At 70.4% G+C, this 12,901-nt stretch carries 13 protein-coding genes; 4 read left to right on the plus strand and 9 right to left on the minus strand.

Annotation, left to right across the window (positions count from 1 at the left end; translation table 11 throughout):
• Positions 1–11: 11 nt before the first annotated feature.
• Both SACAZDRAFT_RS12740 and SACAZDRAFT_RS12745 read right to left on the minus strand, forming a co-directional pair.
• Positions 12–647: a nucleoside/nucleotide kinase family protein gene (locus SACAZDRAFT_RS12740; RefSeq protein WP_005442239.1), complete on the minus strand. Its 636-nt coding sequence runs from the start codon at positions 645–647 to the stop codon at positions 12–14.
• Complete coding sequence (locus SACAZDRAFT_RS12745) at positions 644–1,543, minus strand: PfkB family carbohydrate kinase (protein ID WP_005442242.1); 900 nt, start codon at positions 1,541–1,543, stop codon at positions 644–646. The genes SACAZDRAFT_RS12740 and SACAZDRAFT_RS12745 overlap by 4 nt, the downstream gene beginning before the upstream one ends.
• Before the next feature lie 125 nt (positions 1,544–1,668).
• On the opposite strand from SACAZDRAFT_RS12745, the gene SACAZDRAFT_RS12750 reads away from it, so the two are divergent.
• Positions 1,669–2,694, plus strand: a complete 1,026-nt coding sequence (locus tag SACAZDRAFT_RS12750; RefSeq protein ID WP_005442244.1) for a LacI family DNA-binding transcriptional regulator — start codon at positions 1,669–1,671, stop codon at positions 2,692–2,694.
• A 21-nt stretch (positions 2,695–2,715) separates the two neighbouring features.
• Here the strand turns inward: SACAZDRAFT_RS12750 and SACAZDRAFT_RS12755 are convergent, their stop codons facing one another.
• The 4 genes from SACAZDRAFT_RS12755 to SACAZDRAFT_RS12770 all read right to left on the minus strand — a co-directional run bounded on the left by SACAZDRAFT_RS12755 (position 2,716) and on the right by SACAZDRAFT_RS12770 (position 5,288).
• Positions 2,716–3,411: a TrmH family RNA methyltransferase gene (locus SACAZDRAFT_RS12755; protein WP_005442246.1), complete on the minus strand. Its 696-nt coding sequence runs from the start codon at positions 3,409–3,411 to the stop codon at positions 2,716–2,718.
• The gene (locus SACAZDRAFT_RS12760) at positions 3,408–3,797 is read right to left on the minus strand and encodes a DUF2784 domain-containing protein (RefSeq protein ID WP_005442247.1); all 390 of its coding nucleotides are present in this window, start codon (positions 3,795–3,797) and stop codon (positions 3,408–3,410) included. The genes SACAZDRAFT_RS12755 and SACAZDRAFT_RS12760 overlap by 4 nt, the downstream gene beginning before the upstream one ends.
• A 112-nt stretch (positions 3,798–3,909) precedes the next feature.
• Positions 3,910–4,494, minus strand: coding sequence for an orotate phosphoribosyltransferase (gene pyrE, locus SACAZDRAFT_RS12765; RefSeq protein ID WP_005442255.1), 585 nt, complete (start codon positions 4,492–4,494; stop codon positions 3,910–3,912).
• Positions 4,495–4,520: 26 nt separating this feature from the next.
• On the minus strand, positions 4,521–5,288 hold the full coding sequence (locus SACAZDRAFT_RS12770) for an SDR family NAD(P)-dependent oxidoreductase (protein WP_005442258.1): 768 nt from the start codon (positions 5,286–5,288) through the stop codon (positions 4,521–4,523).
• 100 nt (positions 5,289–5,388) lie between these two features.
• Here SACAZDRAFT_RS12770 and SACAZDRAFT_RS12775 point away from each other — a divergent pair, with 100 nt between their 5' ends.
• Positions 5,389–5,793 (plus strand): hypothetical protein, encoded by a 405-nt coding sequence (locus tag SACAZDRAFT_RS12775; RefSeq protein ID WP_005442266.1) that lies wholly within the window; start codon positions 5,389–5,391, stop codon positions 5,791–5,793.
• A gap of 52 nt (positions 5,794–5,845) precedes the next feature.
• Here the strand turns inward: SACAZDRAFT_RS12775 and SACAZDRAFT_RS12780 are convergent, their stop codons facing one another.
• Both SACAZDRAFT_RS12780 and clpB read right to left on the minus strand, forming a co-directional pair.
• Entirely contained in the window at positions 5,846–6,553 is a 708-nt protein-coding gene (locus SACAZDRAFT_RS12780) for a type III secretion system chaperone family protein (protein WP_005442268.1), read from the minus strand.
• 80 nt (positions 6,554–6,633) lie between these two features.
• Complete coding sequence (gene clpB, locus SACAZDRAFT_RS12785; protein ID WP_005442270.1) at positions 6,634–9,240, minus strand: ATP-dependent chaperone ClpB; 2,607 nt, start codon at positions 9,238–9,240, stop codon at positions 6,634–6,636.
• 172 nt (positions 9,241–9,412) lie between these two features.
• Here clpB and SACAZDRAFT_RS12790 point away from each other — a divergent pair, with 172 nt between their 5' ends.
• Positions 9,413–11,038 carry an alanine/glycine:cation symporter family protein gene (locus SACAZDRAFT_RS12790; protein ID WP_005442272.1) on the plus strand — a complete coding sequence of 542 codons (1,626 nt, stop codon included), beginning with the start codon at positions 9,413–9,415 and terminating at the stop codon, positions 11,036–11,038.
• A gap of 228 nt (positions 11,039–11,266) precedes the next feature.
• Positions 11,267–12,454 (plus strand): FAD-binding oxidoreductase, encoded by a 1,188-nt coding sequence (locus tag SACAZDRAFT_RS12795; protein WP_005442274.1) that lies wholly within the window; start codon positions 11,267–11,269, stop codon positions 12,452–12,454.
• Between the two features lie 3 nt (positions 12,455–12,457).
• On the opposite strand, the gene SACAZDRAFT_RS12800 is transcribed toward SACAZDRAFT_RS12795, so the two are convergent.
• A complete protein-coding gene (locus SACAZDRAFT_RS12800) occupies positions 12,458–12,898 on the minus strand; it encodes a heat shock protein transcriptional repressor HspR (protein WP_005442276.1) in 441 nt (146 codons plus the stop codon).
• Between the last annotated feature and the right edge of the window lie 3 nt (positions 12,899–12,901).

Consider the following 12,901-nt stretch of genomic DNA (forward strand, 5'->3'; position numbering starts at 1 on the left):
GCCCGGCGGCGTCACACCGCGAAGTGCGGCAGCTCCATGTCCTTGATCACGAGGTCGGCGCGGGTGGCCGTGGGAGCGATGAGATCGGCGTTGCGCTGGTCCGAACCGCGGGCCCGCTGCTGAGCCTCCACCAGCGACCGCCCGAACTTGCGGTGCCGGGTCACGAGCCGGGCGATGCGGTCGTCCTCGTCCGGTTCGAGGAACCACGCCTCGTCGAGCAACGACCGCAACTCGTTCCAGGGCTCGGTGTCGAGCAGCAGGTAGTTGCCTTCGGTGATCACCAGACGCACGTAGGGCAGCACCGGCACCGCACCCGCGATGGGCTCCTCGATCTCCCTGCGGAACTCGGGCGCGTACACCGGCTCCTCACCCGCCGCGAGACGCCGCACGAGGTGCACGTAGCCATGGGCGTCGAACGTGTCGGGAGCGCCCTTGCGGTCGGTGCGGCCGAGCCGGTTGAGCTCCACCTGCGCGAGGTGGAAACCGTCCATGCCCACCACGACGGCGTGGGCGCCCAGCGCGTCGGCCAGCCGCCACGCGAGCGTGGTCTTGCCCGACGCGGGCGCACCCGCGATCCCCAGCAGGGTGCGCTCGCCGCGATCCACCAGCGCGTGCGCCCGGTCCAGCAGTTCCTCGAACGACGTCATCTCTCTCCCATCATTGCCCTGACCGGGCCGATCCAGCTCCGGGGCCCCACGTGCCGCACCCGCTCCGCGGCCACGGCGTTGGCGAACTCGATGTCCTCGGTGAGGCGATCCCGGTGGTCGCTTCCTACGCGCTCACCGCGTCCGCCGCGCGCGAGCCGAGACACGAACGCTCCGTGCCACACGTCACCCGCCCCCAGAGTGTCCCGTGCGTCGACCTCCGGCACGGCGACGGTGCCGGAGCCGTGCGGGCCGCGCCAGCGAACAGGCTCGGGACCCGCCGTCGTGACCACGACTCCGACGTCGTCCAGCACGCCCTGCGGTGCCGTGAACAGCGCCGAGCAGGCCACCACGTCGGCGAGGGGGAACACGTCGGCGAACACGGGTTTCCAGCTGCCCGCGTCCACCACGACGGGACGGTCGTGGCGACGCGCCCAGCGCGCGGCGGCGAGGGCGAGCGCCGGGTGGTGTCCGTCGAGCAGCACGGCGTCGGGCCGCCGGGCTCGCACCGCCGGATCGGCGTTGAGGTCGACGTCGGCGAGGACCTCCTCGTCGAACGACGCCGCGTTGTGCGAGACGACGGTGCGCTCGCCGTCGTGCTCACGCACGGTGACCGAGCTGATCGGTGGCGGTGCGTCCCACCCGGGCCGCGCGTCGAGCACGGTGACCCCGCACTCGGCGAGGTCGGCACGGGCGAGCTCGGCCAACGGGTGGCGGCCGAGCACCGTGAGCAGCAGCGCCTCCTGACCGAGCGCGGCGACGGTGACCGCCGCGTTGGTCGCGGGGCCGCCCGCGGCCACCTCCACACTGCCGGACTGCACCTTCTCGCCGGGCTCGGGCAGGTGTCGCACGCGCTGGACGAGATCGACCGTGCACAGGCCGGCCAGCAGCACGCTCACTTCCGGACATGCCTCCCACCCTCGAGTTCCTGCCACGCACGGTAAGCAACGGTTAGGGTGGCGGCAAGCGTTTGCGCAAACGCTTGGCGGTGCGAAGAGACGACCGGGACCAGGAGAGGTGCACCATGCCGCCGCCCCGAAGACCCACCCAACGCGACATCGCCGAGCTCGCCGGAGTCTCCATCACCACGGTCTCGCACGTGGTCAACGGCACCCGGCAGGTCGCGCCGGAGACGCGCGCCGCCGTCCTCGACGCCGTCGCCCGCACCGGCTACACCTCCGACGTCATCGCACGCTCCCTCGTCACGGGTGGCACCCGCACGATCGGCGTGGCGATCTCGCTGCTGGCCAACCCGTACTTCGCGACGCTCATCCAGGCCATCGAACGCGAGGCCGCGGAAGCGGGGTACACGGTCCTGCTGTCCGACACGCACGACACCGTGGGGACCGAGCAGGACATCGTGCGGGCACTGCGCGCCCGGCGCGTCGAGGGCCTCCTCCTCACGCCCGTGCCGGGCGACGCGTCGGTGCTCTCCGAGCTGGAGGCGGTGGGCACCCCCACCGTGCTCGTCGACCGGCTCAGCCCGCGGTCGCACCACGACCAGGTCGGTGCGGAGAACATCCAGGCCACGTCCGCCCTCACCCAGCATCTCGCCGCGCACGGCCACCGCCGCATCGGGCTCGTCAGCGGCGCCCCGGGACTGGCGACGAGCGACGAACGCACCCTCGGCTACCGGCTCGGCCTCGGTCGGGCGGGGCTGCCCTGGAACCCCGAGCTCGTGGCCTGCGGGGACTCGGAACGGCGCCGAGGCGGCGAGGCCCTCGGCAGGCTCCTGGACCTCCCCGACCCCGTGACGGCCGTGGTGGTCGCCAACGACGCCATGATGGTGGGCGTGCTCCACGAGGCCAGGCGGCGATACCTGCGCATCGGCATCGACCTCGCCGTCGCCGGCTACGACGACCCGGAGTGGGCCGAGCTCGTCGAACCACCGCTGACCACCATGGCGCAGCCGGTGGCCGAAATCGGCAGAGCGGCCGTCCGGCTCCTACTGAACCGCCTGCGCGACCCGGATCGCGAACCCGAGACCGTGCGGCTCGCGCCCACGCTGCGCCATCGACAGTCGTGCGGCTGCCCACCGCCGCTGCCGTAGTGCCCGCGCGTCACCAGGACCTCACCAGGACGCCGACAGGTCGGCGTGCTGGCGCACCCAGGCGTGCATCACGATGCCCGCCGCGACTCCCGCGTTGATCGAGCGGGTCGTCCCGAACTGCGCGATCGACACCACGAACGAGGCCGCCCGCTGCGCGTCCTCCGACAACCCCGGACCCTCCTGCCCGAACAGCAGCACGCACTCCCGGGGCAGGCGCACCGTTTCGATCGGCTGCGCGCCGGGCGTGTTGTCCACGGCCACGACCGCCAGCCCGTGCTCGGTGGCGAACTCCACGAGTCCGGACACCTCGGCATGGTGGTGCAGGTGCTGGTAGCGGTCGGTGACCATCGCCCCACGCCGGTTCCACCGCTTCTTGCCCACGATGTGCACCGCCTTCGCGGCGAACGCGTTGGCGGTACGGACCACCGTGCCGATGTTGTGGTCGTGCTGGAAGTTCTCGATCGCGACGTGGAAGGGATGCCTGCGCGCATCCATGTCCGCCACGATCGCCTCGCGCCGCCAGTAGCGGTAGGCGTCGACGACGTTGCGGCGATCACCGTGTTCGAGCAGCTCGGGGTCGTACCGGTCGTCCGTGGGCCACGGGCCTTCCCACGGGCCCACGCCCACGTCGTCCCGATGGGTCCACTCCGTGGGTCCCACCGCGTCCGCCGACTGCTCGCGCGCGGGTGTCGAGTCCTGGATCGTCCGGCCGTTCACCCCGCCATTGTGCTCGCGTCCGACGACTCGGCGGCGCTGCGGGCCCGCCAACGCAGATACGCGCCGAGGTAGGAGAACGCCACGAGCGCCAACGCGCCCACACCCACCACCGGCAGCGCCTCACGCGGGAACAGGACGTCGTAGATGTAGTACTCGTTGAACCCGCCGGGCAGCGGACCCAGCCCCTGCAGCCCGCGCAGGTGGTCCTCCAACTCCGTCAGCGGGCAGGACAGCGGCAGCACGTTCACCGCGACGCCCCACAACGCGAAGACGAGGTGCACGTAGATCGCCCTCGGCCGAACCCACGCGAGGAAACCGCCGAGGCCGATGTAGAGCAGAGCCAGAAAGTGGACACCCGTCGTCAGCGTCGTGAGAAACCCCAGCATCGGCCACCTGCCCGTGTCGACTCCCCCTGGTCAGGGGCAACGGTACTCCGACACGGGCAGGTGGGGACGGGTAAAGAGATCGAAGAGAGACCCTGCGGCGGCGCTGCGCCGACTACAGTCCGAGGTCGTCGAGGTCGAGCAGGTACCGGTACGGCAGGCCTCGGGCCTCGATCGCCTCCCGGGCGCCGGTTCCCCGGTCGACCACGGTCGCCACACCGACGACGGTGGCGCCCGCCTCGTGGAGGGCGTCGACGGCGGTGAGCACGCTCCCGCCGGTGGTCGACGTGTCCTCCACCGCCAGCACCCGCTGGCCCGCCACCTCCATGCCCTCGATGCGTCGCTGCATGCCGTGCTCCTTGAGCGACTTGCGCACCACGAAGGCGTCGAGGACCACGCCGTCGGCCGCGGCCGAGTGCAGCATCGCGGTGGCCACGGGATCGGCGCCCAGGGTGAGCCCGCCCACGGCCACGAACTCCCAGTCCGACGTGAGCTGCCGCAGCAGCCTGCCGATCAGGGGAGCCGCCCGGTGATGCAGGGTCGCTCGGCGCACGTCGATGTAGTAGTCGGCCTCCACCCCGGAGGCCAGAGTCACCTTGCCGTGCACGACACAGAGCTCGCTGACCAGGCGAGCGAGTTCGATCTTCGCTGCGGGATCGAGGGAAGGGGAAGGGTTCGCCACGGACACCAAGTCTGACACGACCCGTTTTCCGGGCGGGGTCTGGCTCAGGTCCGGTCGCGTCCCGCGAACCGGCCGCCGAGCCTGCGGACCAGCTCCCTCGGCAGCAACCGGCCGATCGCGACCACGGCCTTGTAGCGCCTGGTCGGCACCGAGATCACCCGGCCCCGGCGCAGGTCGGACAGGGCCTCGTCCACCACGCGGTCGGCGGACAGCCAGAACGCCTTCGGGCCCGCCTTCTCCAAGCTGGCGCGCTCGTGGAACTCCGTGTGGGTGAAGCCCGGGCACACCGCCAGCACCCGCACGCCGGACCCGTGCAGGGCCGAGGCCAGGCCGTCGGAGAACGACGTCACCCACGCCTTGCTCGCCGTGTAGGTGGAGCCCCGCCCGGAGAAGAACCCGGCGACGCTGGAGATGTTGACGATCGCGCCCGACCCCCGTTCGCGCATGACCGGCAACGCCGCCCTCGTCAGGCGCAGCACGGCCGTGACGTTGACGTCGAGCTGGTGCTGCAGCTCGTCCATCGACGCCGTCCAGAACTCACCCGAGAGCCCCAGACCCGCGTTGTTGACCAGCATGTGCACGCCGGGATCGGCGAGCCGCCGCTCCACCGCGGCCATGCCGTCGCGGGTCGACAGGTCGGCGGGGAGGACCTCCACGCTGACGCCGTGAGCGTCCCGCAGCCGTTGCGCCTGCTCGGCCAGCCGCGCCTCGTTGCGGGCGACCAGCACGAGGTCGTAGTGCTGCGACGCGAGCTTGCGCGCGAACGCCGATCCGATACCGGCGGTGGCTCCTGTGATCAACGCGACGGGCATGATCCCAAACTACCGCCCTGGGGAGCACGCGGCGGAACGCAGGCAGTATCTTTCGACCGGAGTGACCGCGGGCCTGCGCCGGTGCGAGGAATGACGCCACATGGAGAACGCTGAGATCGACTACCTGTCGTTCGTTCGCGGCTTCACGGCGGCCCTGGACGGTGCCGGATCGTCCGCTTCGCCCGAACCGCCGGACGCGGACGTCGACCCGCACTCCTATGCGGAGGGTGTCGCCGCGGGCTCCCAACCGGTCGAGCACACGCTGATCTACCGGGAACTGTCCATCCGGGACGAGGGCCGGTTCACCGGCATTCTCGATCTGTCCGGAGTCGAGGCCGACTCCGACCTGCACGGCGTCGCGGGACCGTGGCAGGAACCTCTCGGCCAGTCCCGCACGGAAGCACCGCCACCGCTCGCGCCGTTCACCGTGGCCGAGCCGCGCGAGGTGGTCGACCCACCGCACGACGATCGCGTGCATCTGTCGGGCACCCTCGAACTCGGCTGAGCCCGATCCACGAGGCGCCCTCGGCCGTCCACCGAGGGCGACCCCGCCGCGTCTAGTCCCGAGCAGCGTCCTCGGCCGTGTCGGAGGTGGACGCTCCACTCGCGAGACTCGGCTGCACCACCTCGTCGTCGAACGGGTCGACGATGTCGGCGATCTCACCGAGGTCGCGCAGCAACCGCTCCAACCTCGACGGACCCACGTTCGGCGCGACGCTGGCGAGCACCCACTCGCCCTCCAGCCACGCGACGCCGACGTCTCCGCCCAGCGCGTCGGCGGAGTCCACGAGATCCTGGCTGATCATCGCGCGCGCCGCGGTCAGGTCGTCGGCGAAGGCGTACCGCTGGCCCACCGGCCCCAGCAGCTCGGGCATCTCCGCACGCTGGAACGGCACGCTCGCCAGCCACAGCTCCAGCAGCACCGGGTGCACCCGGTTGCACCGCACGGCCACGATGACCGCGGGGATGACGTTGTCGGCCTCGATGTCGAACACGAACACCGGGCGACGACCGTCGGACGTGAAGGTGGAGCCCGCGACGACGTTCACGGCACCCTGCGCCCCGAAGTAGCCGATCGCACCGCCGGCCCACTGGCGGGGCAGCCGTTCGTCCTCCTCGACGTACTGCCAGCCCCGCAGCTCCGCCCAGCGTGCGCGCTCGCGGTTACGCGAACTCTCCCGCGCCCGGTCGGCGGTCAGCAGGGCGAGCCCGGCCACCGCGGCGACGGCGGCGATGACGAACCAGATCCACGCTGGAATACCCACGGCGATACAGGGTAGCCGTCACGGCCCGCCGACCAAGATCACCGGGCCGTGTCGGCCGCACCCGTTCGGAGCATTTTCGATCATTCGACGCGCGAGACCTCGAGAACGTCCCCACCGGTGTCGAGCTCGGGCGTGTCGACCCGCACCGTGTCGCCGTCACGCACCTCGCCGGCCAGCAGCTTCTTCGCCAGCTGGTCACCAATCGCCGACTGCACCAGCCTGCGCAACGGCCGGGCGCCGTAGATCGGGTCGTACCCGGTGATCGCGAGCCATTCCCGCGCCGCCGGAGTGACCTCCAGCGTGAGCCTGCGCTGCGACAACCGCTTCGCCAGCCGCTCGATCTGGATGTCGACGATCCGGCCGAGCTGCTCGGTGTCCAGCGCGTGGAACACCACGATGTCGTCGAGCCGGTTCAGGAACTCGGGCTTGAAGTGCTGCTGCACCACGGCCATGACCGAGTCGCGGCGCTGCGTGTCCGACAGGGTCGGGTCCGCGATCGCCTGCGAGCCGAGGTTGGACGTCAGCACCAGGATGGTGTTGCGGAAGTCCACCGTGCGGCCCTGCCCGTCGGTGAGCCTGCCATCGTCGAGCACCTGCAACAGCACGTCGAACACGTCCGGGTGCGCCTTCTCGACCTCGTCGAGCAGCACCACCGAGTAGGGCCGCCTGCGCACCGACTCGGTGAGCTGGCCGCCCTGGTCGTAGCCGACGTAGCCGGGCGGGGCGCCCACCAACCGGGCGACCGAGTGCTTCTCGCTGTACTCGCTCATGTCGATGCGCAACATGGCTCGCTCGTCGTCGAAGAGGAACTCGGCGAGGGCCTTCGCGAGCTCGGTCTTGCCGACACCCGTCGGCCCGAGGAAGAGGAACGAGCCCGTCGGCCGGTCCGGGTCGGCCACCCCGGCGCGAGCGCGCCGCACCGCGTCGGACACGACCTTCACGGCGTCGGTCTGGCCCACCACCCGCTTGGTGAGCTCCTCCTCCATTCGCAGCAGCTTGCCGGTCTCGCCCTCCAGCAGGCGTCCCGCCGGGATGCCCGTCCACGCGCTCACGACGTCGGCGACGTCGTCCGCGCCGACCTCCTCCTTGAGCATCACGTCGGCGGCCTTCTCCTCCGTCGCGCGAGTGGCCTCCTCCAACTCCTTCTCCAGAGCCGGGATGCGGCCGTAGCGCAGCTCGGCGGCCCGGCCGAGGTCGGCGTCCCGCTCCGCCCGCTCGGCCTCGCCGCGCAGCTGCTCCAGCTGCTCCTTGAGCTCGCGGACGCGCTCGATCGAGCCCTTCTCGTTCTGCCACCGCGCGGTCAGTGCGTTGAGCTCCTCACGCCGCTCGGCGAGCTCCGCCCGCAGCGCCTCCAGCCGTTCCCGCGACGCCGGATCGTCCTCCTTGGACAGCGCCATCTCCTCGATCTCCATGCGCCGGACCACGCGCTCCACCTCGTCGATCTCGACGGGGCGCGAGTCGATCTCCATACGCAGGCGCGAGGCGGCCTCGTCGACGAGGTCGATGGCCTTGTCGGGCAGGAACCGGGCCGTGATGTAGCGGTCGGACAGCGTCGCGGCGGCCACGAGCGCGGCGTCGGTGATGCGGACACCGTGGTGGACCTCGTAGCGCTCCTTGAGACCACGCAGGATGCCGACGGCGTCCTCGACCGACGGCTCGCCCACGAACACCTGCTGGAACCGCCGCTCCAGCGCGGCGTCCTTCTCGATGCGCTCGCGGTACTCGTCGAGCGTCGTGGCACCGACCATGCGCAGCTCACCGCGCGCGAGCATCGGCTTGATCATGTTGCCCGCGTCGAGCGAGGAGTCCCCACCGCCCGCGGCCCCCGCACCGACGATCGTGTGCAGCTCGTCGATGAAGGTGACGACCTGGCCGTCGGACTCCTTGATCTCCTTCAGCACGGCCTTGAGCCGTTCCTCGAACTCGCCGCGGTACTTCGCGCCCGCGATCATCGAACCGAGGTCGAGCGAGACGACGCGCTTGCCCCGCAACGACTCCGGCACGTCACCCGCCACGATGCGCTGGGCCAGCCCCTCGACGATCGCGGTCTTGCCGACACCGGGCTCGCCGATCAGCACGGGGTTGTTCTTGGTCCGCCGCGACAGCACCTGCACCACCCGGCGGATCTCGGAGTCGCGGCCGATCACGGGGTCGAGTTTCCCCGACCGAGCCGCCTCCGTGAGGTCGACGCCGTACTTCTCCAGCGCCTTGTACGTGCCCTCGGGCTCCGGCGTGGTGACGCGCGCGGAGCCACGGACCTTGGTGAACGCCTCCCGCAGCGCGTCCGGCGTGGCACCGTGGCGCTTCAGCAGCGTCTCGACCGGCCCTCCCTCGGCGGCCAGGCCCACGAGCACGTGTTCGGTGGAGACGTACTCGTCGCCCAGCTCGGTGGCCAGCTTCTGCGCGTGGGTCAACGACTTGACGGCGTAGGTGTCGAACTGCGGCGACGAGACGGTCGCTCCGGTGGCCGACGGCAGCGACGACGTGATCGGTTCCAGCTCCTTGCGCACGGCGTCGGCGTCCGCCCCCACCGCCGCGAGCAGGGGAGCGGCGAGCCCGTCCGTCTGGGCGAGCAGCGCGGCCAACAGGTGTGCGGGCGAGATCTCCGGGTTACCCGCCATCGTGGCGGCCTGCGCCGCGGACGAGATCGCCTGCTGCGTCTTCGTCGTCGGGTTGAAAGCGTCCATCCCTCACCTCTGCTGTGTGCTCACGAAGAACCGTCTTCGACATCATCAACGTCAGAAAAGTTGAGTCTGTTCCGCTCAAGAACCCACGATCGTGGAGTTTGACGGTAACAATGGGTAACAGATGCGGCGTGACCCTTGCCACAGCCCACCCTTTGGGGTCAACTACCGGACCATGTCTGTCATCACCAGCGTTGCTGTCTCGCCGAGCCCACCAGGCGTCACAGGAGACACAACAACAACGGTCCTCGCTGCCGAGGGCGGCCTCCTCGGCTCGGTCGAGGAAGGCATCAACAGCGTCTTCCAACCCGTCACCGACGCCCTCTCCGGATTCGTCTTCGGAGAGATCTCCATCGGGAGCATCTCGTTCCCCTGGATCGTGGCCTGGCTGGTCCTCGCGGCCACGGTGTTCTCGATCTACTTCGGTTTCGTCCAGTTCCGCAAGTTCAAGCTCGCCGTCGACATCGTGCGCGGCAAGTACACCGACAAGACCGAGCCGGGCGAGATCAACCACTTCCAGGCGTTGAGCTCGGCGCTCTCGGGCACCGTCGGTCTCGGCAACATCGCCGGTGTCGGTGTCGCGGTCACCATCGGCGGCGCCGGTGCCACCTTCTGGATGATCGTGGCCGGCCTGCTCGGCATGTGCACGAAGTTCGTCGAGTGCACCCTCGGCGTGAAGTACCGCGAGGTGCACGAGGACGGCACCGTCTCCGGCGGCCCCATGCACTACCTGCGCAAGGGCCTCGCCGAACGCATCCCCAACGCGTTCGGCATCGGACTCGGCAAGGTCCTCGCGGTGCTCTCGGCGATCATGCTGCTGTTCTTCGCCCTCGCGGGCGGCAACATGTTCCAGGCCAACCAGACCTTCGCGCAGCTGCGCGACGTCACGGGCGGCGCCGAGGGCTTCCTCGGCAGCGACGGTGCGGCGTTCGTCTTCGGCGTGCTCCTCGCCGTCATCGTCGGCATGGTGATCATCGGCGGCATCAAGTCCGTCGGCGCCGTGACGAGCCGCCTGGTGCCCGCGATGGCGATCATCTACGTCAGCGCGTGCCTCATCGTCATCCTCGTCAACATCGACTCGGTGCCCTCCGCCTTCGGCGAGATCATCGGCGGTGCGTTCAGCCCCGAAGGCGTCGTCGGCGGTGCCATCGGCGCCCTGATCGTCGGCTTCCAGCGCTCGGCGTTCTCGAACGAGGCCGGCCTCGGCTCGGCGCCCATCGCGCACTCCGCGGTCAAGACCAAGAACCCGATCACCGAGGGCTACGTCGCCCTGCTGGAGCCGTTCATCGACACGGTGATCGTCTGCACCATGACCGCCCTGACGATCGTCATCGCCAAGACCCAGTTCTGGGAGGACGCCAAGCTCGCCTACGTGCAGAACGGCGAGACCGCCGACGGCGTCACGGTCACCTCCGAGTCGTTCGCGACCGTGCTGCCCTGGTTCCCGTACGTCCTCACGCTCGCCGTGGCGCTCTTCGCGATCTCCACGATGATCACCTGGGGCTACTACGGCCAGAAGGCGTGGGGCTTCCTCTTCGGCAAGTCCCGCGTGAGCGAGCGCGTGTACCAGGTGATCTTCTGCCTGTTCGTCGTCGCGGGCAGCGTGCTGACCCTCGGCAGCGTGCTCGACTTCGCCGACGCCGTGCTGTTCCTGCTGGCCCTGTTCAACATCATCGGTCTGTACCTGCTCGTGCCGGTGGTGCGCAGGGAGGTCAGGGACTTCACCGCGAAGCTGCGTTCGGGTGAGGTCAAGAGGATCGACAAGACCGTCGAGCCGCCGCAGGCCGACAAGGTGGGCTGACCGCTCCTCGACCCTCGACGAGCGGCCCCCGAGACCGTCCCACCGACCTCCGTCGGAGGCGGGCGGCTTCGGGGGTCGTCCGCTGTCCCGGCGCTGCACCAGCGGGAACCACGACGGGTCGGGCAGACTAGCGGTGGTCGGCAACTCGTCGTGTGTGGAGAAGGAGCCAGGGTGTTGCGTGGCAGTGCGTACTACTCGCGCTCGGCGCGGACGCTGTGAGGCGGGCTGATGACAGACACACTGATCAGTCCCATCCCGGAACTGGCCCCGCCTCGCGAAGCTCCGCCCGCGGTCACCGACCTCGTCGAGAACATCGAACGCAGCTGGCAGTACGCGGCGCCCTACCGCGATCAGGTGGAGCAGGAGTTCTACCGGCTCCTGTTCCACCTCTCGCCGTCGGCCCGCGACTTCTTCCCGGTGAGCATGCAGGCCGAGAACGGGCGCGTGGTCCGAGCCCTGCTGCGGGTGCTCCGGCTGGTGCACCGGCCCGACGACCTGGTGCCGGTGCTGCGGCAGCTGGGCCGTGACCACCGGAAGTTCGGGCTGCGGCCCGACCACTACGAGGCCGTGGGCACCGCCCTGCTCGGTGCGCTGAAGCACAGTCTCGGTCCGGCGTGGACGCCCGAGGTGGAGCGGGCGTGGGCGGAGGCGTACACGCTCGTGGCCAGGGCGATGCAGGAGGCGGCGGAGGAGGCCGACGCCGACGGAGTCGAGCCGCCGTTCTGGCTGGGCACCGTGGCCGAGCATCACCGGCTGAGCTGGGATCTCGCGCTCGTGCGCGTGGAGTTCGAGCAGCCCGTCCCCTACCGGGCCGGACAGTACCTGAGCGTCGAGGTGCCGCAACGGCCCCGCCTGTGGCGCTGCCTCTCGCCGGCGAACGCGCCGAGAGCGGACGGCTCGCTGGAGTTCCACGTCCGCGCCGTCGACGGCGGCTGGGTGTCGCGCGCGATCGTCGGGCACACCCGCATCGGCGACGTGTGGAAGTTCGGCGCCCCGATGGGACGGCTCCACGTCGACCGCGAGTCCGCCCGCCCGGTTCTGCTGATCGCGGGCGGCACGGGAGTGGCACCGCTGCAGGCGAACCTCGACGACCTCGGCCGTTGGGTCGACAACCCCGAGGTGACCCTGTTCTACGGCGCGCGACACTGGGACGACCTCTACGCCCTCGACCAGCTGTACTCGTTCTCCGCCACCAATCCCTGGCTGACGGTGTGGCCGGTGGTCGAGGACCCCGCCTCCGCGCCCCAGATCGAACACGGAACGCTGGCCGAGGCCGTCACCCGCTGGGGTCCCTGGACCGAACACGACATCCTGGTGTCCGGCCCTCCGGGCATGATCGAGTCCACTGTGGTCGCGCTGTTGCGCACGGGGGTGCACCCGAGCCAGATCGTCTACGACCCGTTCCTCACCGTGTGAGGCTCAGGTCCGACCCGGGCGCCACACCACCAGGGCGTTCTGCCTGCGGGCCGGCACCAGGTCCTTCCGGTACGAGGCGTGCACGGCGGCGGCCGCCTGCTCCGCCGCCGCGTACGCCGCGGCGAGTTCCTCGGTCAGCTCGGCGACCCGCTGCTGCAGCTCACCGACCTGGTTCTCCAACTCGATGATCCGCTTGATGCCGGCCAGGTTGACGCCTTCCTCCTGCGACAGCCGCTGCACCTCGCGCAGCTGGGCGATGTCGCGCATGGAGTAGCGACGTCCGCCTCCCGCCGTCCGCCCGGGACTGACGAGCCCCAGCCGGTCGTACGACCGCAGCGTCTGGGCGTGCAGTCCGGACAACTGCGCGGCCACAGAGATGACGAAGACGGGCGTGTCCTCGTCGGCGCCGTGGGGCAGCCCGCTGGGGAAACCTGAACCGAACATCGC

Origin of the sequence: Saccharomonospora azurea NA-128, assembly GCF_000231055.2 — a bacterium.
Classification (GTDB): Bacteria; Actinomycetota; Actinomycetes; order Mycobacteriales; family Pseudonocardiaceae; genus Saccharomonospora; species Saccharomonospora azurea.

Bases quoted from the DNA above. Each gene is read 5' to 3' on its own strand.
- SACAZDRAFT_RS12795 (WP_005442274.1), top strand. From the start codon at position 11,267: ATGACAGACACACTGATCAGTCCCATCCCGGAACTGGCCCCGCCTCGC.
- SACAZDRAFT_RS12740 (WP_005442239.1), bottom strand. From the start codon at position 647: ATGACGTCGTTCGAGGAACTGCTGGACCGGGCGCACGCGCTGGTGGAT.
- SACAZDRAFT_RS12790 (WP_005442272.1), top strand. From the start codon at position 9,413: ATGTCTGTCATCACCAGCGTTGCTGTCTCGCCGAGCCCACCAGGCGTC.
- SACAZDRAFT_RS12750 (WP_005442244.1), top strand. From the start codon at position 1,669: ATGCCGCCGCCCCGAAGACCCACCCAACGCGACATCGCCGAGCTCGCC.
- clpB (WP_005442270.1), bottom strand. From the start codon at position 9,240: ATGGACGCTTTCAACCCGACGACGAAGACGCAGCAGGCGATCTCGTCC.
- SACAZDRAFT_RS12770 (WP_005442258.1), bottom strand. From the start codon at position 5,288: ATGCCCGTCGCGTTGATCACAGGAGCCACCGCCGGTATCGGATCGGCG.
- SACAZDRAFT_RS12760 (WP_005442247.1), bottom strand. From the start codon at position 3,797: ATGCTGGGGTTTCTCACGACGCTGACGACGGGTGTCCACTTTCTGGCT.
- SACAZDRAFT_RS12775 (WP_005442266.1), top strand. From the start codon at position 5,389: ATGGAGAACGCTGAGATCGACTACCTGTCGTTCGTTCGCGGCTTCACG.
- SACAZDRAFT_RS12800 (WP_005442276.1), bottom strand. From the start codon at position 12,898: ATGTTCGGTTCAGGTTTCCCCAGCGGGCTGCCCCACGGCGCCGACGAG.